22 protein-coding genes are annotated in these 26,184 nt (G+C 55.1%); 10 read left to right on the forward strand and 12 right to left on the reverse strand.

The features are described 5' to 3' along the window. Nucleotides 1-186: 186 nt before the first annotated feature. The 8 genes from R3C20_24115 to R3C20_24150 form a co-directional block, all read right to left on the reverse strand. Nucleotides 187-744 carry a hypothetical protein gene (locus R3C20_24115; GenBank protein ID MEZ6043595.1) on the reverse strand — a complete coding sequence of 186 codons (558 nt, stop codon included), beginning with the start codon at nucleotides 742-744 and terminating at the stop codon, nucleotides 187-189. A 137-nt stretch (nucleotides 745-881) separates the two neighbouring features. After that, complete coding sequence (locus R3C20_24120; GenBank protein ID MEZ6043596.1) at nucleotides 882-1,478, reverse strand: peroxiredoxin; 597 nt, start codon at nucleotides 1,476-1,478, stop codon at nucleotides 882-884. Nucleotides 1,479-1,939: 461 nt separating this feature from the next. Continuing rightward, complete coding sequence (locus R3C20_24125; protein MEZ6043597.1) at nucleotides 1,940-2,908, reverse strand: hypothetical protein; 969 nt, start codon at nucleotides 2,906-2,908, stop codon at nucleotides 1,940-1,942. Between the two features lie 243 nt (nucleotides 2,909-3,151). Then, nucleotides 3,152-3,841 carry an HAD family phosphatase gene (locus R3C20_24130; GenBank protein MEZ6043598.1) on the reverse strand — a complete coding sequence of 230 codons (690 nt, stop codon included), beginning with the start codon at nucleotides 3,839-3,841 and terminating at the stop codon, nucleotides 3,152-3,154. 140 nt (nucleotides 3,842-3,981) lie between these two features. Further along, nucleotides 3,982-5,133, reverse strand: a complete 1,152-nt coding sequence (locus R3C20_24135; protein MEZ6043599.1) for a glycosyltransferase family 4 protein — start codon at nucleotides 5,131-5,133, stop codon at nucleotides 3,982-3,984. Nucleotides 5,134-5,162: 29 nt separating this feature from the next. Next, nucleotides 5,163-5,825, reverse strand: coding sequence for a hypothetical protein (locus R3C20_24140; GenBank protein MEZ6043600.1), 663 nt, complete (start codon nucleotides 5,823-5,825; stop codon nucleotides 5,163-5,165). 63 nt (nucleotides 5,826-5,888) lie between these two features. After that, nucleotides 5,889-6,947, reverse strand: a complete 1,059-nt coding sequence (gene floA / locus R3C20_24145) for a flotillin-like protein FloA (protein MEZ6043601.1) — start codon at nucleotides 6,945-6,947, stop codon at nucleotides 5,889-5,891. Nucleotides 6,948-7,093: 146 nt separating this feature from the next. Next, nucleotides 7,094-7,762, reverse strand: coding sequence for an NfeD family protein (locus R3C20_24150; protein ID MEZ6043602.1), 669 nt, complete (start codon nucleotides 7,760-7,762; stop codon nucleotides 7,094-7,096). Nucleotides 7,763-9,578: 1,816 nt separating this feature from the next. Between R3C20_24150 and R3C20_24155 the strand changes: the two genes are divergently transcribed. From R3C20_24155 to R3C20_24180, 6 genes are all read left to right on the forward strand, one after another. Next, on the forward strand, nucleotides 9,579-10,796 hold the full coding sequence (locus tag R3C20_24155; protein ID MEZ6043603.1) for a 3-dehydroquinate synthase: 1,218 nt from the start codon (nucleotides 9,579-9,581) through the stop codon (nucleotides 10,794-10,796). 158 nt (nucleotides 10,797-10,954) lie between these two features. Continuing rightward, nucleotides 10,955-11,485, forward strand: coding sequence for a hypothetical protein (locus R3C20_24160; protein MEZ6043604.1), 531 nt, complete (start codon nucleotides 10,955-10,957; stop codon nucleotides 11,483-11,485). 127 nt (nucleotides 11,486-11,612) lie between these two features. Further along, nucleotides 11,613-12,218 carry a sigma-70 family RNA polymerase sigma factor gene (locus R3C20_24165; protein MEZ6043605.1) on the forward strand — a complete coding sequence of 202 codons (606 nt, stop codon included), beginning with the start codon at nucleotides 11,613-11,615 and terminating at the stop codon, nucleotides 12,216-12,218. A gap of 218 nt (nucleotides 12,219-12,436) precedes the next feature. Next, complete coding sequence (locus tag R3C20_24170; protein ID MEZ6043606.1) at nucleotides 12,437-14,737, forward strand: serine/threonine-protein kinase; 2,301 nt, start codon at nucleotides 12,437-12,439, stop codon at nucleotides 14,735-14,737. 218 nt (nucleotides 14,738-14,955) lie between these two features. Next, nucleotides 14,956-15,285: a hypothetical protein gene (locus R3C20_24175; protein ID MEZ6043607.1), complete on the forward strand. Its 330-nt coding sequence runs from the start codon at nucleotides 14,956-14,958 to the stop codon at nucleotides 15,283-15,285. Nucleotides 15,286-15,489: 204 nt separating this feature from the next. Then, nucleotides 15,490-16,329: a (5-formylfuran-3-yl)methyl phosphate synthase gene (locus tag R3C20_24180; protein ID MEZ6043608.1), complete on the forward strand. Its 840-nt coding sequence runs from the start codon at nucleotides 15,490-15,492 to the stop codon at nucleotides 16,327-16,329. A 106-nt stretch (nucleotides 16,330-16,435) separates the two neighbouring features. On the opposite strand, the gene R3C20_24185 is transcribed toward R3C20_24180, so the two are convergent. Next, a complete protein-coding gene (locus R3C20_24185) occupies nucleotides 16,436-16,777 on the reverse strand; it encodes a tetratricopeptide repeat protein (GenBank protein ID MEZ6043609.1) in 342 nt (113 codons plus the stop codon). Between the two features lie 467 nt (nucleotides 16,778-17,244). On the opposite strand from R3C20_24185, the gene R3C20_24190 reads away from it, so the two are divergent. The 4 genes from R3C20_24190 (at nucleotide 17,245) to bioB (ending at nucleotide 22,438) form a co-directional block, all read left to right on the forward strand. Further along, nucleotides 17,245-19,284 carry a glycosyltransferase family 39 protein gene (locus tag R3C20_24190; GenBank protein MEZ6043610.1) on the forward strand — a complete coding sequence of 680 codons (2,040 nt, stop codon included), beginning with the start codon at nucleotides 17,245-17,247 and terminating at the stop codon, nucleotides 19,282-19,284. Nucleotides 19,285-19,492: 208 nt separating this feature from the next. Beyond that, complete coding sequence (locus tag R3C20_24195) at nucleotides 19,493-20,026, forward strand: hypothetical protein (protein MEZ6043611.1); 534 nt, start codon at nucleotides 19,493-19,495, stop codon at nucleotides 20,024-20,026. Nucleotides 20,027-20,281: 255 nt separating this feature from the next. Next, the gene (locus R3C20_24200; GenBank protein ID MEZ6043612.1) at nucleotides 20,282-21,166 is read left to right on the forward strand and encodes a hypothetical protein; all 885 of its coding nucleotides are present in this window, start codon (nucleotides 20,282-20,284) and stop codon (nucleotides 21,164-21,166) included. A 177-nt stretch (nucleotides 21,167-21,343) separates the two neighbouring features. Next, nucleotides 21,344-22,438: a biotin synthase BioB gene (gene bioB / locus R3C20_24205; GenBank protein ID MEZ6043613.1), complete on the forward strand. Its 1,095-nt coding sequence runs from the start codon at nucleotides 21,344-21,346 to the stop codon at nucleotides 22,436-22,438. Nucleotides 22,439-22,656: 218 nt separating this feature from the next. Here bioB and R3C20_24210 read toward each other — a convergent pair whose 3' ends face one another. The 3 genes from R3C20_24210 to R3C20_24220 all read right to left on the reverse strand — a co-directional run bounded on the left by R3C20_24210 (nucleotide 22,657) and on the right by R3C20_24220 (nucleotide 26,184). After that, nucleotides 22,657-23,757 carry a hypothetical protein gene (locus R3C20_24210; GenBank protein MEZ6043614.1) on the reverse strand — a complete coding sequence of 367 codons (1,101 nt, stop codon included), beginning with the start codon at nucleotides 23,755-23,757 and terminating at the stop codon, nucleotides 22,657-22,659. Next, a complete protein-coding gene (locus tag R3C20_24215) occupies nucleotides 23,750-24,532 on the reverse strand; it encodes an aldolase/citrate lyase family protein (protein ID MEZ6043615.1) in 783 nt (260 codons plus the stop codon). The genes R3C20_24210 and R3C20_24215 overlap by 8 nt, the downstream gene beginning before the upstream one ends. A 119-nt stretch (nucleotides 24,533-24,651) precedes the next feature. Continuing rightward, entirely contained in the window at nucleotides 24,652-26,184 is a 1,533-nt protein-coding gene (locus R3C20_24220; protein MEZ6043616.1) for an HTTM domain-containing protein, read from the reverse strand.

Genomic DNA, 26,184 nt, shown 5'->3' on the forward strand with positions numbered 1-26,184 from the left:
CGGCAAAGGCGCTGTATAACATGCTGAACCACAAAACGAAAACGGCCGGGCCACTGTTTCCAGCTGGCTCGGCCGTTTCATGAAATTGCTGCCCGACCAACACCCCGAAAACTGGTCAGACCTGCTTTGAGGCAGATCGGTCAGATGACTCCAGGGCAATTCGGATCAAGCGTTATTTCACGCGAATTAGTTCAGGATCTTTGCGGTGTCTGCAACAACCTTTGCAACACTGTCGGCGTTCAGTTCGCCCGCAGCAAATGCATGGTTGACCTTCACGTTTGAACCAACCCACATCATGACAGTGACATCAGCGTTCTCGCCGATTTTGTAGCTTGATGGGCCAACGTTGTTTTCGAAAACAGTCAGCGGAGTACGCTGAATTTTCTGCTCTTCAGCAACTTTCTTCAGTGTACCTTCAGTTGCATCCGGGTCGTTCGTGAGAACAGTTACGAACGCAGCCATCTTCTTTTCGTCGGCATTCTTGACAACAACAGCGTCAATTTCCTTAACCAGCTTGGCAACATTTGCGTCGACGTTTCGAGCAAAGATGCTGACAACAGGGCGTGAACCGTACTGGCATCGGTAGCACAGCTTCTTACCAGCGCTTGGCCCGGTGACGTCGGTCACATTGAACGGAGCTGGACTGGCACCAACTTCCAGACCTGACTTAACGTCAGCTGCGCCAGCAAAACCCGATGCAACGACAGCCACAACCAAAGCCATGGCAGAAACAAAATTCCTCATACTTAGATACTCCCTAACGATCGACCTTCGGAAAGAGAAGCCCACCCAGACGATCCTGGTGGCGTAACCTGCGAAACACAATTGACAATCAATTGCAAACGAACCTCTGCAACGATGCCTCAGGAAAAAACGAAGCCTTACGAAGAAGACTTCTGATTCTTGATGATGTCCACGACAGCCTGGCTGTCAGCAGCGGCATCCACCGCTGTGTTCTTATGGATGATAGTCCCGTCGAGCCCAATGACAAATGTCCAGCGCGATGCAGTCACGCCGCGAGTCAGAGAAATTTCGATGCCATCGACAGGTTTCTTGATGGTCGCACCGTCGCGAAGGGGCACGCCAAATGCCCTGGCAACGCTGCCGTCTTCGTCAGCAAGCAGGGCAAAATTGAGATTGTGCACCTTCTTGAAGACCTTGTGGTTTTCTACGGAATCGCCGCTGACTCCCACGACTTCCACACCTTCCTGCTGCAGAGTTTTCTGATGGTCGCGAAAACCGCAGGCCTGCTTGGTGCATCCCCCCGTCAGATCGGCTGGATAAAAGTAGACGACCACAAACTTCTTTCCGATGTGGTCGGCCGATTTCCATGTTTCGCCGGAATCGTCCCTGGACTCAAAAACCGGCGCCTTATCCCCAACGTTGAGTGTAATTGACGGCGGCTCACTCCCGTGACTGTCATGCATGTTTACATTCATCAGGGTAAAGGCAACAACCAAATTCGACAGAAGGCGCATTGAATAACTCCGGGAGCAAAACGGTCGGAACTCCGACGGTTCGCGTCAGTCCATTAACGCCTGAATCCAGCGTCGCTATGTTCAGCGACATTGGTTACGTCCTGATTCAAAAACGGGTGGGGATCTACCTGAAAAATTCTGGAAATATCTGCTCTAACAGCTGGGTGTGATTTTGAATTTCCAAATTGGTGAACCAATCAGGAAGGTTTCGAACAATTGCCGGCGGGCAGCCGCTTGGGAGCGACCGGGTGTTAAAGAAGTCTCATGAGGATAGGGGCGGCAGATTGGTACGTCAAACACGCAGTTGGCCGGAATAACGATTTTTTCCACGCCAACTGTGCTTTCGGGGGCGAAGTCCTCTCAAAAACTGCCCATTTTCACCCTGGATGGCCGATTCGACGATCGGAGGGCTCGTTTTTCGACCGAGGAGTTTTTGAAGGGCCGATACGCCGCCGGTTCCGTCAGGACATCAGAAACCGAAACGCCAGGCGCGCCGCACTGTGCTCTGCGCTGGTGAGATAGGGGACCAGCCGACCGAATCCGTAAATGGTTTTGATTCTGTGGGTCAGCCTTGCCTCGTCCCGCTTCAGGTTGCCTTGCCAGTAAGCCGAATCGAAGGGGTCCAATGGGGATTGAATGACCCTACCGAGCTCTGATTCAACGTCCGGCAGCATTCTCCACAGGCGAATATGCTGGCGATGAGCAGGCAATCCTTTCCGGGCAACATCCGTAAATCCAAGTCGGTGCAAATCCACCAGTGCCGCAGCGTGATTGATGATGTGCCACAACCCGCCGAAACCCTGCCGCTTGACTGAAGCCGTTGCAATAAGTTCGGAAACCGTTACCGACACCATATCTTCGATGGAACCATACGGGGGTAATTTGGAGTCAGGTTCCGTCAGTTCGATCTGATTTCCCGTAAGCCATCCCTTTTCTTTTCCGAAATAGCCCCGACCTGCATGGGCTGTATCAAAGCTGGAGGTCAGGCCCCTGACCCCGGATATCAGAGCATTGGTTGCAAATTCCGGATGATCAAGAATCGCTCGGATGGCGAGCGATGCGAAAATCACATTGTGTCCCGATTGACGTGTCTTCCCGATATTCTGAACCAGTGCAGCGGCAATATTCCGCGCTGCCTCTTGTGAATCGCGCTTCGACGAGCTGTCAGCATCGGATGGCAGCGACTGGAAGAGTTCAGTGGGGGTAACACCTGCTTTAGCAGCGTTGAACCAAATGCCTTCTTCCCCTGCAATGATCCGATCAAGTTCTCCCGCGACTCCTTCGTAGATATGCGAATCCAAATCGGGATTGTCTTCTCCGATGTAATACCCGGCCAGAACAGCAGCCCCCAGATGTCCAGCCATGGAGCCAGCCCGATGGGCGTTGCCGATCCCGTTCACACCTTTGACCAGATAATCGTAGTCAATCATTTCCCACCTCCCGTTCAGAGCACAATGGCCATCACATCAGGAGAATACCGCGAGAACAGCTGGCCAGGAAAGCACCTCAGGAGCGATTTCGGAAATCGTTTCTGCTTCGCAATATCGGATTGTTCCAACGCCGGGCGTTTAGCGATGCGGAAGAGGGTCACGAACCAAACTGGGGGAAGCCTCTGGCGGCGGATGCACTGTCAAAAGCACATTCCGCCCCAAAGCGTGGCGGTTCGCAATGCTTTATTTTTCACCATTCAGGAGTGACAGCAACCGAGCGTCCTGAAGACTCTCGACGCGCAGGGTGGCCATGCTGAAGTCGCCAGCGGCGGTGTGACGGTTTGGGACACTGACAATGATGGCCCCGGCAGCAGAAGCGGCTCGAGTCCCCGTTTCACTGTCTTCCAGAACCAGCATCTCGGACGGTGCAACGTTCAGCCGTTCCGCGACTGCGAGGTAGATCTCCGGATGGGGTTTCCCGTGGGTCACATCTTCTGCGGTCATTGTAAAATGAAACCGGTCGAGCAGATTGAAACGGGTCAGAAGTTCGGTCATGTAGCTCCGGGGAGATGACGTCGCGACAGCCCGGGGAAGGTTACGACTTTCGATCAGGTCCAGCAATTCCGGGAGTCCTGGCATCATCGCCAGGCGATTCTCAGCGATGGCGGCAAACAGTTCCTTTGTCTCCATCATCAATGCGTGGATGTCGTCTTTTACCCCCGTCATTTCCTTCATCACAGCGAATGCTTCGTGAGCCCGTCGACCGAGCATGGCGTCTCGCACTTGAGTGGTCATGACCATCCCACGGCGTTCCAGCAGCTGCTGACCAGCGAGATCGAAAACATCTTCTGTGTTCAGCATGAGTCCATCGAGATCAAAGACGACGGCTCGAATGTTATACTCGGCGGAAGGATTCGTGTTGAAATCAGACATCGTCTTTCGTGGTTCCTGCGGCTTGATTTGAATACAGCCCTGAGATTCGCGTCGGCGTAACCCTTTGGAGACAGACTTTGTGCGCTCCCAGCAGCACGTTGACAGCGACAGCCTGACTCGAGGCGTACCAACTCGAGTCTCTACCTGGCACTTCCTGAGACCGTTGATGGTTTCACCGTCGGAAGTGGCAGTGTCGCCGTTCGACGGCTGGGCGGCGAACTGACCTCGCAGTACAGCTGAATGATCTCATCCAGCATACGATTCTCATTGAATCGCTCTGTGACACGCATCTGGCCTGCATGTCCGATTTCTCTGGCGCGGTCCGGGTCCTTCAGCAGTTCCGAGATTTTGTCCGCGAGACTGCGGCTGTCCGATGGCGGGACGAAAAGGCCATTGACACCATCCTCGATCACTGTCACGACCCCTCCGACGCCGGATGCGATCACCGGTCGGCCCAAAGCCATTGCTTCCAGCATCATGACACCAAACCCCTGCTGCAGTGACGGCAGACAGAATATGTCCATCGCTGAAAGGTACGCACGCATCGAAACACTACCGTCCACAAATGTCAGACGGCGGCTAAGTTCCAGTGACGAAGCCAGGTTTCGGAGACTGCGTTCTTCCGGACCACTGCCCGCCAGAATGATTCGAATATCGTGACCAGATTCGACCAGGCGATGACAGGCCCGAAGAAAGAATGAGGCGCCTTTTACGACTTCCAGCGGCCCGGCCATTCCGATCACAGGTTCTGACGGCGAATCCATGGGTTGCCGAATTGCCCCTTCTTCCGGAACGGCCACACCCGGCAGGATGACTCGCTGCTCAATTTCACCAAGACGCGGGTGAGGAGCAATTTGATTCTGGACGCTTTCGCTCACAGAAATGATGGCTTTCAGCCAGGGAGTCACCGATCGCAGATTCAGAGCCGCAGCTTCACTGTGATCACTGACCGTTACCACAACAGGCCGCTGCAGACGATCCGCAAACCAGCCTGCCTGCGGCAGCAGCCGATAGTCCTGAGCGTGAATTACATCCGGTGGTTCCTTTTGCATGTCACGGTAGAGCGTACGCAGAACGACCTGTCCCCACACAGGAATGGTGTATCCGCTGATACAGTGCAGGCGAACGCCTTTCAACTGGTTCTCATCCAGCGGACCAACACCCGTGCATAGCAGGGCTGAGTCAATCTCTCGCTTCTCAAGTCCGCGAGCGAGTCGCAGGGTCAGCAGAGAGGAGCCGCGGAACGACAACTCACTGTCCAGCAAAAGAATTCTTTGAACTGTATCCGCCATGATTTCGCTATGACTGCCCGTTCCTGCGACTACGAACGACGGAAGATCCTGGGGCGAGATAACACTTCGCTGATCAGGATGGCCTGCCGAATACCAGCCGGACTGCGCAGGGCAGCAGCCAGTTCTTTTGCGGCAGGATTGCCGCCGACCATAGGTGCCATGTTCATTTCGTTACTGGCCCCGCCAAGGTCCTGAGCCACGAAATCATCAATTTGTTTGTGCATGTGTTCAGACACGTGCTGGTTGATGTACTGGTCGACATGCTCCGTAATGCCACCCCTGAAAGCGGCCTTTTCCTGCCGTTCACGTTCGACGGTCCGTTCAGCCATTGAATTCAGCCGGGCCCCGGATCGTGAATCGCTTGCCCGAGCTGACTGTCTGGCCCGCGTCCCCGTGCCGGTCCGGGATGCCTTCTTTGACCGGGATCGTTGTTCGTTGCTTCGTTGAACTGGTTGAGAAGTCTTCTGTGCCGATGGGCGCGACGGAGTTCGCAATGGACGCTCATCGCCTTTGTTCTGCTGCCGAACATCGGTCAGAAATGCTTCCAGTTCGGACTGAACTCGGTCCTGATTGTTCGCCCTCGGCTTGTTATTCAGAGGAGCATTCCGGGCTTTTGCTTCTGCCGATTTTTCAACCAGCGTTCGCACCACACCGATGATGCCAATGATGAGCAGGACAATCAGCTTTTCCATGATCGTGTCTCAGCCTGAATTTAATTTTGCCCGGTCTCATTTCCCTGGGAAGGCCCCCAACAGCTAGCCGTCCATCGATCGTTGTGGTCGAGCCCCTTCGCCAGCCAGTGCATCTCTCATGCGGGTATCTGCCTGAACGTTCTTCAATTCGTAGAAGTCCAGTAAGCCGATCTGTTTTCCACCGAACGCTTCCGCCACTGCATTGGGAACCTGCGCTTCGGCCAGGACGACCTTGGCTCGGTTTTCCTGAATTCGAGCGACCATCTCCTGCTCGCGAGCCCGGGCTTCAGAACGACGTTGTTCAGCTTTAGCCTGAGCAACTCTCATATCCGCTTCGGCCTGATCCGCCTGAAGTCTCGCTCCGATGTTTTCACCGACATCAATATCTGCGATGTCAATCGAAACGATTTCGTAAGCGGTCTGGGCTTCCAGACCTTGTGACAGCACGATTTTCGATATGGAATCCGGATTTTCAAGAACCAGCTTGTAGGAATGCGTCGAGCCGATGGCCTGCACGATCCCCTGACCAACGCGTGCAATCACCGTTTCTTCGGTCGCACCGCCGATCAACTGAGCGATGTTGGTCCTCACCGTGACGCGAGCGCGGGCACGGAGTTGAATACCATCACCTGCAACAGCATCCAGCGTTCCGGCTGTGCGGCGGGGATCCGGACAATCAATCACCTTTGGATTTACACTGGTCTTGACCGCTTCCAGGATATCACGCCCCGCAAGATCAATGGCCTGCGCTGTGTCCCAGTCAAGTTCGATCCCTGCTCGCTGCGCCGCGATCAAGGCTCGCACGACGTTTCGCACGTTTCCTTTTGCGAGGTAATGGGCTTCGAGTGCTGCCGTGGTAATTGGATAGAACCGGGTCAGTCCGGCCTGAACAGCCATAATCTTGCTCACCACGATGACTCGGGGATCACACTTTCGCAGCCGCATCTTGATCAGACCGACCAGCGAAATCCCTGCACCGGAAAATTTGCACTGCAGCCACAGGCTCGCAAACTGCGCGAAAATGGCGAGAAATGCCACCACGAATAACAGCACAAACACAACGACAACCAGTTGACCTGGCGACGCAGCCAATGTTGGTGCCTGCAGAAAGAGCTGGCTCATTGCTAAAACTCCCTTGTAAGATTCTAAGCCCGGAATACCCGAAGGCAGCCGTCAGATTGTTTCAATCAGGCATCTGTCCCATCGATCAGGCTTCAAACAACGACATCCGATTTACCTGACTTTGCCCCGGCCAGGGTGAACTCCTGTCAGGCGGTGTAGTCCTCTGGAATATCAAAGTCAAGCTTGTCCGAACGAACTCGCGATTGATCTGGATTCAGTTCCCTTGTGTTCTCGATGTCGGCGGTCAATGGATCCACCTTGCTGTGACCACTGTCCTCGGTCGTCACACGGGGCTCTGCGATGGTGACTGCCGTCGCCATTTCGGATGCCCCCACTGGTCGCACAACCAACCGACTGCTTCGAACTTCGACAACGATCACCGGTGTATTTGGATCAATTAACATCCCGGTGCTTTCAGCGTGATATCGATTTTTCTCGACGACCACCATTCCGCCGGGAGTCAGCAGCGTTTGAGTCGTACCGACCTTTCCGATCAATTCTTCCAGCGGGTTGGGGACCTGCACCAGCGTTGGTGGCTGCAGGATCACAGACTTACCGATGGCTGAATATTGCAGCAGATAGAATCCAAGCCCCAGCGTCCCGGGAATTCCACACACCAGCAGACCCAGGTATGTGTAAAAAAACGAGGGATTTCGGCCTCCACCCCACGCCTGCCAGGCGCTCCAGAGGGAAACCAGCAGCGAAATCAGAGCAACAATTCCAATCAGGCCGAAGCTGGGGATGAAAAACTCCAGGATCAGCAGGAAAAGTCCCACGATCAGCAGTATTGTGGCCAGTACACCCGCATCCGGCATTTGAATTCCCGACTCTCGAAAGATAGGCGCCTTTTTCGGTCTTTACCGTGTTTATCCGGGGACCGTGTTGCATCGAGGCCCTTCCAACGCAATCTCGCACCACCCGGATCATGAGATCCTGAGGGAAAGTGTTCAGGGTGCGCGGGCAAATGTCAATTCTGCGATTGCCGGATACCATCATCACATGGATGGCGGTCTGCGACGCATGCGGCCGGGCACTGGAGAAGCCACTTTTCCTGAATCCGGGTCGTCGAAGTCGGTCGCAAAGAAAGACGTCGCAAGTCTTCTGGCCAAATGCACCTCTGGCATTGGTGTCAACATGCGAATGAGGGACGTAGAGACTCAGGCAAATAACAGGAGGGCGGCTGTCTCTGCTTGTGAGACCATCGCGGGATGAGATGCAACTCTTGTCCGTGCAACTCTTGTCCGTGCAAAAAATAACGGCGGTGATTCGCCAGGAAGAGGGAATCACCGCCGTCTCGTTTCTCCACCAACGATTCCACCCTGTTTGCTGATCCGTTATATGGTGGAACCGCGTATCAGGAGACCCTGAGGCGTGTTCCCCAGTGAGCGTTCTTGCTCACAGTAACTCAGCAGTTGGGCGGAAGGATGGGCTTTTAACCGTTACCTTCGCGACACTAACAGTGTCCTTGCCAGTTGATCATTTCGCACAAATGATTCTTCGCAGGAAGGGAGGTGGGTGAACCACGACAATTCACCCGTTCTCACTTGTTCTTCGCGAAGGTTACGTAGCTAATCACCAAACCTTACGCCTGCTGAAAATCAGTTGCAGGGGCAGGCACAGCTTGGAGCGACTGGTGCACAGCAGCTTGGCTCGCAAACTGGAGCACATGAGACTGGTGCACAGCAGCTTGGCTCGCAGCAAGAAGATCCGCAGCTTGAACCGCAGCCACCAAAGTTGCACTTAGGCATCTTGAACTTTGGCATGTGCAGCTTAGGCATCTTGAACTTTGGCATGTGCAGCTTAGGCATCTTGAAGCAGCTTGAACCGCAGCTTGAGCCACAACCACCACATCCGCCGCATGCAGATCCACAGGTGTCAACTGGTGCACAGCAGCTTGGTTCGCAAGCTGGAGCACATGATACTGGTGCACAGCAGCTTGGCTCGCAAGCTGGAGCACATGCTGTTGGTGCACAGCAGGTTGGTTCACAGACTGGTGCACATGAAGTTGGAGCACAGCAGGATGCTTCAACTGGAGCACAGCAGCTTGGCTCTACGCCACAGCTGCCACAGCTTGAACCGTGATTGAACAGGCCGAAAAGACCTGCGTTAGCGCTGTTGGCGATTGAGAATACCACCAGAGCAGCAGACAGGGTGATCCCTTTCATCGTAACACTTCTCCTAAAACACTAGAGCTGAGTGGGCTCAGAGAATTCGGCAGAACTGCACACGCCGCAGCTCTACTGATCAGCGAATCTCTGATTCCGTTTGGGTAACACTGCCAATGTTTTCGGACTGGTGTATCTTTTTGGGCGAGGCAAAGGGCAATGATTGCCGGTTCGCAGGCAAACTGCGTCCGACCGTGTCGACTGTATCGATTATAACGATTGCTGCTCGGTGTCGGCCGGAACCTGATCCGCAAAGCCCGAACGTCCGTCTCGTCAGCAATGGATCCCGCGTGTTGGCAGCTTGTAATCATGGGGGGAGTGGCCTAGATTCTCCGATCCTTCCCAACGCAATTGCATCTGGCAACAAACGCCAGACTGAATAACCGGCTGAATTGCAACGATTGGAAATACCCGAATCATCCCACCCAACGATCCTGGCAGTCTGAGTCAGGTGGACGCCGAAACCATGCCCCGGTCAACCGGAAACAAGTCTGAACAGGACAACGAATTGCTGGACGTCGATTTTAAGGTCGAGTTCCGCCATCGCCTTCGATTCACGACTGATGTGCTTGGTGAAGACTGCAATACGCTGGTCGACGTCCTGCCTGCTTCCGAGGGCCAGCGCCCACGCGTTCAATTCTGGATCGATGAATTTGTTCTGGAAGCCAATCCCGACCTGAAGCAACAGATCCATGTTCTCGGCAGAACATTCGCGAATCAGATTCAGGTTTGCGGAAAACCTCAGGTGGTACCGGGCGGCGAAGCCGTCAAGAACGACGTCCACATCGTCGAACGGATGCTGAAGGTTTTCAACGAGGCGGATCTGGATCGCCGCAGCTACGTCGTGGTGATCGGTGGCGGAGCCGTTCTGGATGCAGTTGGATTTGCCGCTGCCATCGCCCACCGTGGGATTCGCCTGGTGCGAATTCCCACGACCACTCTGGCACAGGCCGATTCCGGTATAGGCGTCAAGAATAGTATTAACCTGTTTCACAAGAAGAACTGGATCGGCACCTTTGCAGTGCCCTGGGCAGTCATCAACGATCGTCGGCTGCTGCAAACGCTCAGTGATCGGGACTTCCGTTGTGGGTTCTCCGAAGCCGTCAAGGTTTCGCTTTTGAAGGATGCCGACTTCTTCCAGCGGATCTGCAGGGATGCCAGGGCCATCGCGGCAAGGGGCGCTGAATGCTGGCCAGTGATCGCGGATTCGGCAAAATGGCATCTCCGACACATCACCGCCGGGGGTGACCCATTTGAGATGCTGGAAGCGCGGCCACTGGATTTTGGCCACTGGTCGGCCCACAAACTTGAAACGATGACGGAGTTCGAACTCCGGCACGGCGAAGCGGTGGCCATTGGAGTTGCCGTGGATACGGTGTACTCCGGTCTTCGGCACGGATTACCCTCCGACTCTGTTGAACGCGTGCTGCAGTGCCTGAGCGATTTGAGACTCTTATTTCGCCATCCTGCGATGAGCCGAACTGATGAACTTTTCGCAGGACTCGAAGAATTTCGCCAACACCTGGGTGGACGCCTGACTCTCACCATGCTTCAGGAACTCGGCAGGCCGATCGATGTGCACGAAGTCGATCGAACGGCGATGAGGCAGGCCATTCAAACGGTCGCCGATCGGGTCTCCGCCGAAACCCGTCCCGCACCAGCGAATTTGCCGCGCGTCCTGTGAATCAGGGACGTTCAGTGGATTCAACGGAACTGGGATGGTATGGTACCGAGCTTGATGGGAGGATCTTGTACGTTGGTCATCAATGACAGGATTGGCCTCCTCCAGTCCCGGGAGCCAAGGAAGCTCCGTTCCTGATTTGAAAGCGTGTTGGGTAGGCTATGTCCAAAAGTCGTCTGTCGATGCGCCGCGAAATTGAAGCGGCCGAAGCCTCCGGAGTTGCGGAGACGAAGAAGAAGACCCGTAAAAAGGCGTCTGCAACCAAAGACGAAGGCACCGGCACCGCGAAAAAGAAGCGCGTGACGAAGCCTCGGACCCGACGTGCCAAAGAAGCGGCCCAGCGCCGCCGAATCGTTTGGGTCGTCTACAGCAGCACAATGCGGGAAGAAGGGCGTTTCCTTTTCTTCGAACGTGACAAAGCTGAGGAGCGATTGCAGCAACTTCTGGCAAAAGGCAAGCGTCGCTACTTTATCCAGCCCATCAAGGAAGTCCTGAATCCGGATGGGACTCCTGTGGTGCAGGTGGCCACGAGTGCGATCGACGATGATATGGACGATGAGGTCGCCGCTGTTTCGCCAGAGGCCGCAGAAGATGATGTGGAAATTGATGCGGACCTGGATCTGGACGTAGATGCGGATGCCGACGATGCAGACAGTGGCGATGACGTAGAAGAAGAACCAGCTGACAGCTAACAACCGGCAAACTTGATCAGCCTGACAAAATCAAGCGGCACACACTAACTCTTTCGGTTACTGTGTGCCGTTCGTGTGTCCAATCTCGGCGGAGCCGTCTATCGTTTGTTTCCTTCCGAGTGAACCCATGACAAGCAGTTCCCAAGAACCCAGCGAAAGGGATTTCTCCTCGCTCCCCGGCCTCGACGGTTTGATTGCTCAGGTGCAGGGGGGAGATGAAGAGGCAGCAAAACGACTTCTGGATGAATTCGGGCCCCACATTATGCGCGTGGTCCGCCGTCGACTGAATCCGCGCCTCCGCGAACGCTACGATTCGCAGGACTTCACTCAGGCCGTTTGGGCGTCTTTCTTTGGTGATCTGCCAAGTGCAGGCAAGTTCACCAAAGCGAACGAATTGATTCAGTTCCTGTGTCGTGTTGCCAGCAACAAGGTGATCGACGCAGGTCGAAGAGCAAAGGTACGTCGCGAGCAGCATATCGGCGACCAGGATAACGGTGACGTACAACGGGATAATCGCCTGCAATTGGCAGAGCCCACTCCCAGCCAGCATGTCATGGCTCAGGAAAAGTGGGACAACTTGCTGCAGGACGAACCCGCGGCTGACCGCCAGCTCCTTCAAATGCGCCGGCAGGGACTGACGCAGCCGGAAATCGCGGAGCGACTGGGGATCTCTGAACGACAGGTCAGACGCGTGCTCAGCCGGCTATCCCGAAAGGCAAACCCGGAAGAGTAGGTAATCTTCGGAGGCAATCCTGATGGGTGGCCAGATCTGTTTGTGACTATCCTGTCAATTCGGAATCTCCAGACATTATTGGGTTTTGTGTATGCATTTGGCTGAACAAGACAACAGTATAGATGGCCATCAAAGGAGCGGTATCGGGGCATGATGTTATTGTCCTGAATCTCCACTGAAGAGCCGCTTGCCATAGTTTCTGCCTGAGACATTCGTTGATGACGTCGCGCGAGTCAGACACATCAATCCAGCATTCACCGCCGCCCACCGGCGGAACGCAGGAATTCGTGTCTCAGCTCATTCGAACGTTTCCTTCCGACAGAACGTTCTCTGCCCGCGAAATCGTCAACAGTTTTCCGCACCTGGCGGACCATCGATCCTGTCTGATCGATTTGGCCTACGAAGAATTCTGTCGACTTCGTGACGCCGGGGCGAAAGTCACGCCAACAGAATTCGCGGGCCGGTATCGTGACATCGAGCAGTCGCTTCACCGAGTGATTGAGTTTGACCAGATCATCCATCAGCACCCCGAAGTCATCGAGTCGGTGCCGGACGATCACTGGCCAGTGGCAGGTGATTCATTTTGCGGGATGCAGTTGATCGAACAAATTGGCCGTGGGGTCCTGTCCCGGGTCTTCCTTGCCAAACAGGAACGACTCGGCAACAGGCGCGCGGTGGCAAAAGTTTGTGCCAGAGGCGAACAGGAAGCCAGTCTGCTTGGCAAGCTCAGTCATCCCGCCATTGCGACGGTTTATTCTATTGACTCAGATTCACAGACAGGTCTGTCTGTGATCTGCATGCCTTATCTCACGAGAGCCACTCTGCATCATGTGACGGAGGTTCTTCGGACGTCGGATCTGACCGGCAAGACCGCAGCCGATGTGGCGCAGACAATTCGGAAGATCAACGCGGACGACAGCTATCTGGACAAGGATTCCGGAGAAGCAACCGAAATGATCTCGTGGCCTTTCGCCCGGCTCATACTTCACTGGGGTGAGAGGCTTTCGTATGCACTGCAAACCGCGCACAGTACCGGTATCCTGCACTGCGATGTAAAACCCGGAAACGTGCTGGTTCTGTCGGACCTTTCAGTGCAGCTCCTGGATTTTAACCTCGCGTCGACAACAACAGGGGGTGAACGGATCCTTGGCGGTACCATGCCGTACATGGCGAGCGAACAGCTTCAACTGATCATTGACTCCGGAAGCCGGCCCAGCGAAGGCGACGACGAAACAAATTCGCACGATCAGGGGGCATCGGCCGCGACAGATGTCTACGGTCTGTGTGCCACGTTGTGGCATTCTTTGACCGGTAGTCCACCGTTTGGCGTTGGGCTTGATGGTGACAGGGTGGGCGGCGCGAAGAACATTCTCGCGCAACAGCTCATCGGCGCGGATATCGACCACGCGTTGGCCTCGCATCCGGAAGTGCCTCGTGAAGTTTTCGAACTCCTGGCAGATGGCCTTCATGCGAATCCCGCGGCGCGGCCCGCGAGCGCAAATGAGTTGGCTCGTCGATTCGCAAGTCTGCAGGTTCAACTGTATCAAACTTCACCGCGCGAAAAGTCACCTCTGCGCAGAACCGTCCTCCTCACATCACTTGCACTGGCTGCCGCGTTGGCGCTGGTCGTCTTTGCCTACAGCTTTTCAAACCGAGCGACGGAACCCGGCTGGAGGAAAGCAGCACGACAGTCTCTGCAATCAGGCCGACTTGTCGAGTTTCAGGAATCGCTGCAGAGGCAATTAGCGTCCCATCCTGAGGACGCGGATCTCGCTTTCGAATTGTGCCTGAGTTATCTGCACCAACAGGAGTTTCGACGCGCCCACTCACTTATCAGTCAACTGATGACCGATGACGGCACATCATCGTCCCACGCTGGGATTCGGTTTTGTCAGGCCTATCTGACCAGCCTGGAATTTGAACCACCTGCATCGGGCTACGTGAGTGGAAACTCGACTTCCAAAGAACGGCACGACGTATTGCTCATGAAATCAGACCAGTTACTTGATGCGTGGCGTGAGGTTGCCACCACCGGTAACCCGGAAATCTCGTCTCTGGCACTCTTCAATGGTGCAGTCATCGCGACAGAATGTGGTGACTATCCAACGGCGCGATCTTTACTGTCACAGCTTCCAGAGGATTTCGATGTCCCCGGATTCCAGCGAGTCCAATCGACTCTGAATGTTCTGGAAGGCTCATCTACAGAATTGCCGGACCAGGGCGACTGTATCCGATTCAAATCTTATCCAACTTCCCAACTCAGCGAGGCTCAGACTCTTGCCGCCCTCGTTTGTCTCCTGTCCGTGAACGGCAGTGCCACGGTACGAGAAGTCGACCGATTCTTGTCCAATGTCGCCCCGGTCCATATTTCCAGACCAAGATTACGGCAGACCCTGCTCCGGAAATCTGTCTCCGGAAATCCGTCTTTGGTGAACGTTATCCTGAAGCACTCGCAGAGGGATGAGCCGCCCGTGAATTTTCTGGTTCACACCCTTGGCCTGCCGAATTCAGAGTTCTGACTTGCGTGTTCAGACAAACTGCTATTCCAGCCCTGGATCATTCCAGCGGCATCATTTGGGTAGAGACCTGCGGGGGAAGCTGAATATTCAACCCAGGATTTCGAAAATAGTTGTCCGGTGTTCCAGGGGGGATGCGATTCTTCCTGTAACGGGGGAGTGGAAGCGACGCAGAACCCCGGATTTTGAGGTGCTTTCTCTACCATCGAAGGGAATCAACCATGGCGCAGGCCTCCGATCTTACAGGGGAGTTCTCCACGTTTTTTGTCGGAGCGAACAAGGAAAGGGCGTTCGCCGGACACGACCATTTGGAACTTCGCCATGCCGAAACGGTGATCCGTCGAATGCTGCGATCATCCACAAGCGTGGCAGATCCGGTTCGCCAGCGGGTCCATGAAGCGGCGCGTATTCTCAACAAGGCGTTGGTGGAAACCGAATCCGTACGCCTTTCGGATGTCCACAGCATTGATACCAGACGACGTTATCGATCCACATCGTTCCGACTCGCCCGTCGTTTTCTCCGCCAGCTCTCAAGGCTCACACGAGCCTGACACAGTCGATCGCTTCATTTTCCATAAGAGCCGAGCCCATAGGGTTCGGCTTTTTTGTTTGATAATGAACTGTTGGCGCATGGCCTGAGACCAGTGAATGTCATCATCCTGCTCGCTATCATGCTGCCCGTTCTGGTGTTTGCCGGTGTGCATGGTAGCCCATGAAAACATCATCTCGTTTCTTCCCCGGAAAGTCCGACTCTTGTGATTCCTCAACTCCTGGTTTCAGTTCGAAATCGTCAGGAAGCCGTCAACGCACTGGCGGGAGGGGCGCAGATTATTGATGTCAAAGAACCATCAAAGGGCCCGCTGGGAATGGCTGATGTGCCCACCATGATCGACGTGGCCGACGCGACATTGCGGTGGAATCAAGCCAACCGAACTGCCGTATCCACAAGCTTTGCGCTGGGAGAAATCGGGGACTGGGAGGGCATGGACCATCAGGAGTCCCGTTCAGCAGCGTTGGAGGATCATCGAAATTTGGTGAACGCCTTCCGGGAGGGTCGATTGGCCGGCGTGCTGCTGAAGGTCGGGACAAGTCGAGCTGGAGGGGAACACGTTCGTTCAAACGTTTTTCCAGAATCGCTGCTACCCTACGTTGCATCGCTAGAGAATCCGGTGGCGAATTGGATCGCGGTCGCCTACGCGGACTACACGCGATGTCAGGGGATCTGCCCCCTCAAGCTCGCGGAACGGGCTGTCACAAGTCCCGGCTGTGTTGGCCTGCTGATCGATACTTTTGTTAAGGACGGACAGGGGCTGCTGCGTTTTATGTCGCAGGAAGCTCTTCACGCAATCCGGAACATCACGAGCACGGCAAATCTCCGACTGGCACTTGCGGGACAAATCCAAACCTGTGACCTGCCTGCACTTTGCGGAATTGCACCGGATGTCATCGGGATTCGCGGGGCAGCCTGCGATTCGGGGGACCGAAAATCGGCCATCTCACAGATTCGGGTCCGCGATTTCCTCGAAGCCCTCGCAGCGACAAGGTGGTCAAGGCATCGGGAAGATGCTCAAAGCAATGTGAGTGGCCATCAGTAAAAGGCCCGCAGGCTCGGGGCCGTGCATGCCCGGAAGCCTGCGGCATCCATCCGCTTTCGCGATCCCGATTGAGCTCGGCAGCTCACAAGAGTGATCGCGGCGAGTTCTAGTGATGGTGTCCTGTGTTTCCGGAAAGGGCTCGAGCTTTCGCCATGGCGTCTTCTGCTTCCATAATCTTTCCACAGCGCTGGCAGATAATCGACAGCTGAGTGAATGAGAATGGGTCATTTGGATTCAGTTCGGTAACGCGTTGAGCATGTTTGAATGCCTCTTCAGGTTGTCCGATTTTCTGAAGATAGACCCCGAGCGCCATATGTGACTGGGCGTGGTCAGGATCTTCCGCCACGATGGCCTTGAGCTTTTCGACAGCTCCGGGCAGGTCTCCCTGATCTTTCAGCTTAACGGCCTCGTCATACTGCTTGTCTAAACTCGCACTGTTTTCCGACATCACTGCTCTCAATGAAAATTGAAGATTCGACTGGCAAACGACCGGGGCCGGGTTTTGACAGAAACCGCGCCCGGCCGCATTAACGCCGCAGACCCATCTCTTCCCGTCACGATTCTGGCGAAAACTCCCGGTCTGCTGGTCGTATCCTAGAAGGAACCATTGCAGACTCAATACCGTCGAGAAGTTTTCCAGGCTTCCAGTTTGTCATTCACTCTGAAATCGGGATTTGAGTGTGACACGACGGGGCGAAGAGACCGGGCCACCTTCGGCGTGATCGAACCGGTCAATGCGAATGTTCCACGTGGAACGACTGTCCTTCAAGCGAATGCCGTACTTCCAGGGACTTTGGCGAAGGCAAACCCATCGGTTTCCCTCCTGCATCGCGCGGTCTACCATATGCCTGCAGAGTTGATATGCAGATGGGAAAGCGTGTTGAGATTCAATTTTGGTTTGCGACCGGGATGCCAATGAGAGCACAGAGATCCAAAGCCGAGCCGGCAATTGTTTTCGCACTTGTCCTGCTGGGGCTGTTATTGCGGGCGAGTGCGCAAACGGAAAACGGAATTGAGCATTTTGATGAAGGGATCTACGCGTCCTCTGTCTGGTACGATCACGCTTTCGAGGTGCCTTATCCCTCACGTGATTTCTATGCACCGCCTTTTCTAAGCACTCTCATTTCCGTGTTGTCACTGTTGCCGGGAGCGGCACGAGTGGCTCCATTCCTGCCCTCCATCTTTTGCGGCTTCCTGAGTACGGTTGCCATCTGGTGGATTGCTCGCTCCTGGTTTGGCCGATCGGCGGGATTGTTCGCGGCCACCATTGTCAGTATGAGCGACTTTCACATCCTCTACTCGAGGATGGCCATGACCGACGTCCCAGCGATGTTGCTCATCCTGGTTTCGCTGGGGATGGGAGTCGCTGGAATTGATCGGCGATGTCCGGGGCGAATGGTTGGGGCTGGCATCCTGGCGGGACTTGCCTGGTGGATGAAATACACCGGCTGGCTGCCAGCTGCTATTCTTGTGACAGCCACATCGGTGTGGTGGATATGGCGGGGTCGCCGCCAGATAAGCTTCATCAGAACCGCCTCACTGCTTGGACTGATGGTGGCCGCGATGTTTTTGACCTTTGGCCCATGGCTCTGGCATTTGCAAAGCGTTGGGGGCTATGCAGCCGTTTCGGCAAACCATTCCGGATACATCCGCGGGCTGTCGGCATGGAGTGACGGTCTGGCATCTCAGCTGGCGAGCCAGTTCTGGCTGGATGGCTTTCCCGGGTGTCTGTCTGTCGGGCTGGGCATGTTGATTGCGGGGGCTCATCGATGGATGCAGGCTCGTTCCACGTGGAACGAATCTCCGGATTCCTCCGTGTCTGGCAATGATGCACAGGAACAAAGCCGTTCCCTGCCGGAGCCCCGACTTCACGTATTTCCGCCACCCAGCGTGCTGGCCCGCTTTGTTGCTGCGTCGTTGGCAATGACTGCCATCGCCCTGGCAATCTGGACTCCACTTCTTTTGACCTGTATCGCTCTGGGAGGCATGTCGGGAGTTATCCTTTGGCCGGGGCTTCAGCGAATGTACGAGAGAGCTCGCACACAGGATCTGAGCCCCCGGCATGAGGATTCGGTACCGCTGACACAAACGGATCTGGATTGTGCAGCGACCGTTGATCCCCTGCTGGCAGCCTGTGTGGTTACTGTCTGGTTTGTTGCGATGCTGCTCGTGACACCCTTCTACGCACCCTATCCAAGACTGTTTCTGCCTTTGCTCACTTCCATCTGGTTGGGGGCTGCGGGAGGCGTCGGCTGGTGGATCGAATCAAACCTGAGTGTGGCAAGACGGCGAGAAGACATGCCGCACAACACGGGAATGCTGAACAATCTGGTGCGCCGAGCAATGCTGGTTCTGATTTCATTCTCGGTGACGCTTGCGATAATCGCTGGTCGCGAGATTGGATCGACTCCCATCTGGCACAACCGCCGGTCGCTCGAAAATGCCGCACAGGAAGTGGCCGCCATGTGCTTTGGCGACGCGACTGGTACGTCACCGCAGATTGATCTTGTCCCATCAGGAACAGTGATCCGCCCCAGAGATATCACTCTTCTGACCCCCGACGTCCTGCTGGAAGATTCAAACCGTTTGGCATCAGTCGGCGATGATCAGCTGAGAAATCAACGGATGGTGATTTACGCTTATGGAGAACCGGCGCTGCTCTATCACCTCAACCAACTGGGGTTGGTCGTAAGTCCGGTTGCCCAACTGAACCTTGCATCCCCGAAGTCAGACGCCGATTCTGAGATCCCTTCGTATCTGATTGTTGGGCCCCATGCAAAAAGATCCGACGGATTCTGGGAAGAATGGATGGCTCGTCAGCATCAGTTTCGCTGGCTGGGCGACGTTCCATGGGCGCCCAGTGAAGTGGTATTGCTGAATCTTTACGATGTGAAGTGGCTGCAGATGCATCCCGAAAGCTTCGTTCAGTCGCTCGAAGTGTACCGAATTCGTTGACGCGACCGTTGCAAACCCGGGCTCCGGCAGAATCCATGCAGGTGCAGAATTCCGTACCACAGCCTGAACCATCCTGACTGCGCTGACATGGTACACCCGGAAAACATCGAATTTCCAACGCAGGAGCCACACGGTGACCTAGGATTAACGCTGATGTCCTGCATTCCACGCACGGTAACTTCAGCCAATCATCCTTGAGACCGCAGTCATGTCACGATTCCTCCGCAAGAAGAAGATGGTCAATCGCCTCATTCAGGGCACCATGATCGCTCGGCTGGGCATCCACATTTTTGCATACAACATCGCTATTCTGGCGCTGATTGTGATCACCTATGCCATCCAGATGTCAACGGCTGTTGTAACGGACCAGGCAGGTGACGCCGAGATATTCACACTGAAGAGCCAGCTGCTTACGGTGGGAGGCGCGATGTTGTTTATGATGCCCTTCATCGTATTCGATTTGCTTTGCCTCTCGAACCGAGTCGCAGGACCGCTCTACCGTTTCGAAACCATCCTTGCTGACTTCGTGAAAAGCGGCAGCCTGACCCGTGCCAGGATTCGCGAAGGAGACCTGCTGGTCGATTTCGAAAAACAATTCAACGAATTCGTCGAAGCTGTCCACGCCCTTTATCCTGAAACCATCCCGACCGCGACATCAGCGGTGGCGGTAAAGCACACGCCCCCGGGAAACGCAGCGACAACCGGGAGCACGACGAATGCTCCATCCGCTGCCGCTCACTGATTCACAGATGGTCCGTTGAAACTGGCAGCATCATCCGACAGACTAGCCCCCATCGGGATCAAATACTGTCACAGTGTAGCTGACAGCGGGTTCTGCTCAGTCTGCCATTCAACCAAAGTCCTGACGACGTCTGCTTTGCCCATTGCTGGATTTGATTGATCAGGCAGCAACAGGCGGGCCGCAAAGGCGATTCCGAACGAGGGAATCGCCTTCGTCATTTTGTCATGACTTCAGAATGGAATCGGAGGTTTCAATTTGTCCATCAGCCTGTTCAGCAACAGCCACGGAATCAAACCGGATCTATCGATTGATGATATTATTCCTGAAGGCATCGCGGCCATGGACCTGGCTGCTGAAGCATCGACCTTATTGGTGCTGACATCTGCGGGCCAGCTTCGTCTGATGAATACGGCGGGCGATATTCTGGAGACGAACCGCAACTTTCGCGACGCATCGTCAATTGCCTGGTCAGCAGTCGGAAACTACGGCGCGGCAATTGTTCGGGATGACAAACTGGTTTGCTTCAATCGGCAACTGGATCCCGTGTGGGATGTTCGCGTGACTGGACGCATCAACGCCGTCGCGTTTGCTCCGCACGGCGGACATCTGGCATTCAGCACCGACGGCGGTCGGACCCATATTGTATCCATTGACAAGAAGGAGATCGCAAAGATCGATACACACCGGCCGATGGACCATCTGGCGTTCCTGGCTGAATCTCCCACCCTGATTGCTGCGGCCGAATTCGGAAGCCTCGCTGCCTACGATCTGAAGGGAAGGGAATTGTGGAGCGAGAATGTGATGACCAACATCGGCGACATTTCAGCGTCCGGATGCGGCAGGCGAATCCTGCTTTCGGCATTCAATCACGGCGTCCAGATGTATAACCGGAATGGTAAAGCCAAAGGCCAGTTCATGATCGATGGGATCCCAAGTCGCGTTTCGGGAGCCCAGTTCAAAACGCGGCTGGCTGCTTTGACCCTTGAAGGACGCGTCTATTGGCTGGATTTCGAAGGCACTGTGAAGTGGGTTGCCGACGTGTCCGCTGACCCACCCGAACACATCCGAATCGATCCGCTTGGTAATTTCCTGTTTCTGGCCACACGTTCCGGTCGGCTCATTAAGCTGCACTGGACATAGATGAACTGAACGGAGTACGCACGATTCCCGGAACCCCGGACCGAGATCTCGCTGGTGAGTGTCACGGCAATGGACGTCAATCTGGGAATTCGCTCCGGCAGGTTTGTGATGAGACGGAGAATGCCGGTATCATTCCGGACCATCAGTTATGAAGTTCGAGTGCGGAGTGTTTCTGATATGTCGTCTGAGAGTGCAGTCCTGAATTCTTCTCCCAGCTGGTCCGAGTTAGCAGATGCTGCCCTGCGCGGGGAGAGTATTTCCCGCGCGGACGCGTTGCGCATCGTGGAGGCCCCGGACACAGAATTGCTCGCCATCCTGGATGCGGCGTTTCGAGTTCGACGGCAGCATTTTGGCAACAGCGTCCAGCTCTACTATCTGAAGAATGCGAAGAGCGGGCTCTGCCCGGAAGATTGCAGCTATTGTTCGCAGTCCAAAGTCTCGGGGGCGGAGATTGAGAAGTACCCGATGCTGAATGCCGAACGCCTGCTCGACGGAGCCCGAAAGGCTGCAGAAAGTCAGTCTCGCACATACTGCATTGTCGCCAGTGGACGCGGCCCGACCGATCGCGAAGTGGATCATGTTGCCGGCGTTGTGCGGGAGATCAAGGAACAGTTTGGTTTGCACATTTGCTGCTGCCTGGGACTACTGAAACCCGACCAGGCGCTGCGATTAAAAGAAGCCGGGGTTGACCGGATCAACCACAATCTGAATACCAGCGAACGATTTCACAGCAACATTTGCACCACGCACACATTCCGGGATCGTCTGGAAACTCTGGACATTTGTCGTGAAGCCGGGCTGGAACTCTGTGCTGGAATGATTGTCGGGATGGGAGAAACAAACGAAGACGTCGTCGACGTCGCCCTGAAACTCTCCGAACTTCGCGTTGAATCTATTCCCGTCAACTTTCTCAACTCAATCGACGGGACCCCCTTCGAAAACCTCGATCACCTTTCGCCGCAATACTGCCTGAAGGTCTTGAGCATGTTTCGACTGACCAACCCTCGAACCGAACTTCGAATTGCCGGCGGCAGAGAAGTCAATCTTCGCAGCATGCAGGCCATGGGGCTTTATCCGGCGAACTCAATGTTCGTCAGCGATTATCTGACAACCCCCGGCCAACAAGCGATCGAAGACTTCCGAATGATTCGGGATCTTGGTTTCGAAATCACTTCCGGCGATTACGAATCAACAAAGCTGCTGGAACAGTGGAACCAGCCGTACACAAAATCTGCCACCGCATGTCAACCAGCGGGAGGTTGCAGTCATTAAATTTCGTGAGCCTGTGAATCGAGTCCGGGGAAACATCGCCCCGCGGCAGATTGTGTGACTCAACACATACAGAAGATTGCCTTGCGCTGAAACGGGCGGTGATTCCGCGAAGCCACTCGCCTCGCAGCCTGTTGAAAAACGGGACTGGCTCGAGCAGGAAACCTTGAAACACGATGGTTTCCAGTCGTCCTGCGTACCTGTCAGTCTTCAACGGACAGCTAGACCCACCCATAACGTCGGTCCACTTCGTCAGAAGACGGCGTCATCCCGGACGCATCGTCCCGCGGGATGCAACCTCGCAACTTCGCGGCTGCAGTTTCGGGTGCGGTCGTCACGATGTCGACATCGGTGAGTAACTCCCACCCGGCGATCCGACCACGGCGTGGCAGGACTTCCAGCATCCATCGAAAACTTCCTGCCGATGTCAGGGGGGCATGAACAAGAGCAAGGTTGTGAGAAAAAGAACCAAGCTCGTGGTGCATCGCGATCATCAGCGCACGAAGCTGTTGGGCAAGTCGTTCGAGTTGATGGTCGGAGAGCTTGTCGAAGCATCCACTAATCATCGATTGATTGATTCGTGGAATCACCCGCACGTGCCAGCTTGTGCGAGAAGCAAACGGACACATCCAGATCCATTCATGGTCTTCGTGAACGATTCGCATGCCGCTGGCAAGTTCCGCCTGCATCAATTCTTCCACTAACTCTCGCCCTGTGCGATTCAGAAACGCCTCCGCCTGATGTACCCGGGCCGCCTGCAATGGCATCAGATCCGCCGTCGCTGCAATCTGCGAATGGGCATGTGCCAGAGAACCCCCGGCACTAAAACCTTCATTCCGAAAGGCTGCGATACCGGTATATTTGTTCATCACCCTGAGTTGGCCGATGCGGCGTGACCAGGCCTGCAGAACCAGGGCAACCTCCTCCGGCGTGAGGTCAATTAACCTGGTGCGAAGGTCAGGGCATTCGATCACAACATCGTGTTCACCGATGGCGTGTTCCACGGGGAACAACGCTTGCATGTCGGAGACAGTGTGGCTCTGGTTACTGGTCAATCCCGGAGATGGAAGCGCAGTGGAATCCGTGACCGCCGGATATCGATTCGGAACCACTCGCAACTTCCAGCCGGGTTGATTGGGGCTGCTGGAAATGTCTCGCCATGCAAGCCGCTCCGACGGAGTTTCGGATTCCGATCCCTCTGCAAACGGATCAACGCTTCGATCCAGTTCCGGGTCTCTCGAATGGGCGTTCGGTCGACTTTCTCTGCCCTGCGCAACAATCACCCTGCGGCCGGTCAGTACGTCGGTTCGGATCTCATTCACGCCCGGAAGCCGATCGAAGAAGATTCAGATTTTGTGTCATTCCGGATTGAATCGCACCAACATCTGAACCCAGAGCGACAAAACGGAATCCCATTCGGCAGTGCGAATCAACAAGCTGTGGACGAGACAGAATGCCAGCCGTCTTTCCGTGTCGTTCGCAGCTATCGACGACTCGTTGGAGCGAATCGATCATCACAGGTGTGGTGAAGTCATTGGGACACTGCAGATTCACGGACAGGTCAAGCGGTCCTACGAAAAGGACATCGACACCGTCAATGGCTGCAATCTGGTCAGCATTTTCAACGGCCTCGGGAGTCTCAATCTGAACGACCACCAGCGATCGATCGTTCGCTGTTTCGAAATATGTCTTCCAGTTTGTGCCGAAGTCCGTCGCGCGAATGTTTCCGGCGACTCCGCGCAGACCCATCGGCGGATACTTCATGGCGCTGACAGCTGCCGCTGCATCCTCCGTCGTACTGACGTACGGAAACATGATGCCCGCCGCACCGCTGTCCATGACAAATTTGACGATGTCAGCATCGACCGATGGAATCCGCACGATCGGGGCCGGAGCACTGCCTTCGCGACCGCCGGAGATGACCGCCATCAACTGGGTCCGCAGGTCAGCCAGGCTGCCGCATCCATGTTCGAGGTCAATCAGCAACCAGTCGAAACCGATCGCTGCTGTGATCTCCACCGACGAGGCTGAACCCAGGTTCAGAAAGGTGCCGCAACACACCTGTTGGCGCAATTGATCCCTGCACACCCAATGCATCCCTAACGCCTTCACTGAGAAAGAAGTCGGACCGCTTTGTTACAACAAAGCGGTCCGTGAATGGAATGTCCATCAGGTTAGCGGATTCCGGCAGGATCGGAAAACCATCGGTCGGTCGATTAATTCGTCAGCACATCCGCGCTGCTGGCGGGAACCGGGCATGCCGCACCTGTCGGGCTCGTCAACGTGAAATGCCTTTTGTAGATGTCCTTGCCGGAGCTTTTCAGCATCAGTGCATATCGCCCCGGCACAAGTGATTCACAGGTGTTGTAGAAGAAGTTAGCGTGCAGCATATCGCGTGTCACAAACTGGCCACACTGCGATACCGTTCGGTCCTGATCATCCACCAGGACACACTCCACCCACAAGTCTTCGTGCGGCGGGTTAAGATTGCACTGGGCAACGATGGTTTCTCCGATCTGGTATTCGCGTTCGCGATTCGCAAGCTGACCTCCAACAAGCACTGTGCCCAGATCAAAGGAGAAGTACTTATCCTGTTCACGCACCTGACGATTGTCGTTGATCATCATCAAGGCAACGTCGCGGTTCATTTGCGGCAGCGACATTTTCCCATTGTTCGCCAGCATGCCGTAGGCATCCATTCGATATTCGGCCTCTGTTGCACACACTGCTGCGACCAGCCCACAAGCTGTGAAAACTGCCGCCATCGGCATCGATGCGGGACGATACGAAATCAGACGGGCAATCCCATCCCCGATTTTGCCAATCAGGTGAACAGGGAAGTGAATTCGACGGATCGCACCGCGAATCACCACAATATCACGTTCTGAGATGAAGGCCAGATAGCCGCTGAGACAGATGGAAGGAAAAATATACAGGCCCAGCGACATCCAGGTCATGAAGTGAAACGCCGCACCAATGAACAGGACAACCAGTCGGGAGCCTGGTCTCCAAACCAGAAAAGCAAACACGATTTCCCAGACTACGGTGATGTAAGCACTGATTAACAGCAGCGGAGCCCACATGGCCATTTTTTCGCCGATCGGATTGGCGTAATTCCAGTCGCTTAGCATCCAGTAGCGCATCTGTTCGCCGGAGAAGAAGGATTCCGTCTGAATCTTGGTGACGGCTGCTCCAAAATACACAAAGCAGAACAGGATCTGCATCAGGCGAGCTGGCCAGACAGGAAATCGTGGCGGCACAGCGGTGGCGGCAACTCCCAGCGTTCTTCGTCTGAGAATTGCATCGACAGACCAGACCGCCCCGCAGTTCGACAGCGCGAGCATCGTGAGCAGGTGCGTGGCGATCACGCTGTACTTGGTCATCGTGCCCACACAGTCCAGCAGATTGAAGTAAACATAGACAGGCAGACCAATGGCGTACGCCAATCGTGTTCGCCAGCCGACAACCGCACTGAACATTGCAAAAATCATGACACCGAACAGCGCTGCCGCGAGCGATGGTGGCAGAATGGGTAGCGGATTTGCCGCCCCGTATAATTCGAAAAGTGACGCAGGCGTTCCGTCAGAAGAATACAGCTCTCGCACATGAGGGAAACGCATTAACATGGGCGTCATTGCAGCGCTGGTCAGGAAGATGCGGGACAACGCAAGCCCATAGGGAGCTTCTTCGGCATAGAAAAAGCCGGACAACCGACTGAATATCGATGGTTGTTTCAAGCTGGTCTTCAT

It is taken from the genome of Planctomycetaceae bacterium (assembly GCA_041398825.1).
Taxonomy (GTDB): Bacteria; Planctomycetota; Planctomycetia; order Planctomycetales; family Planctomycetaceae; genus F1-80-MAGs062.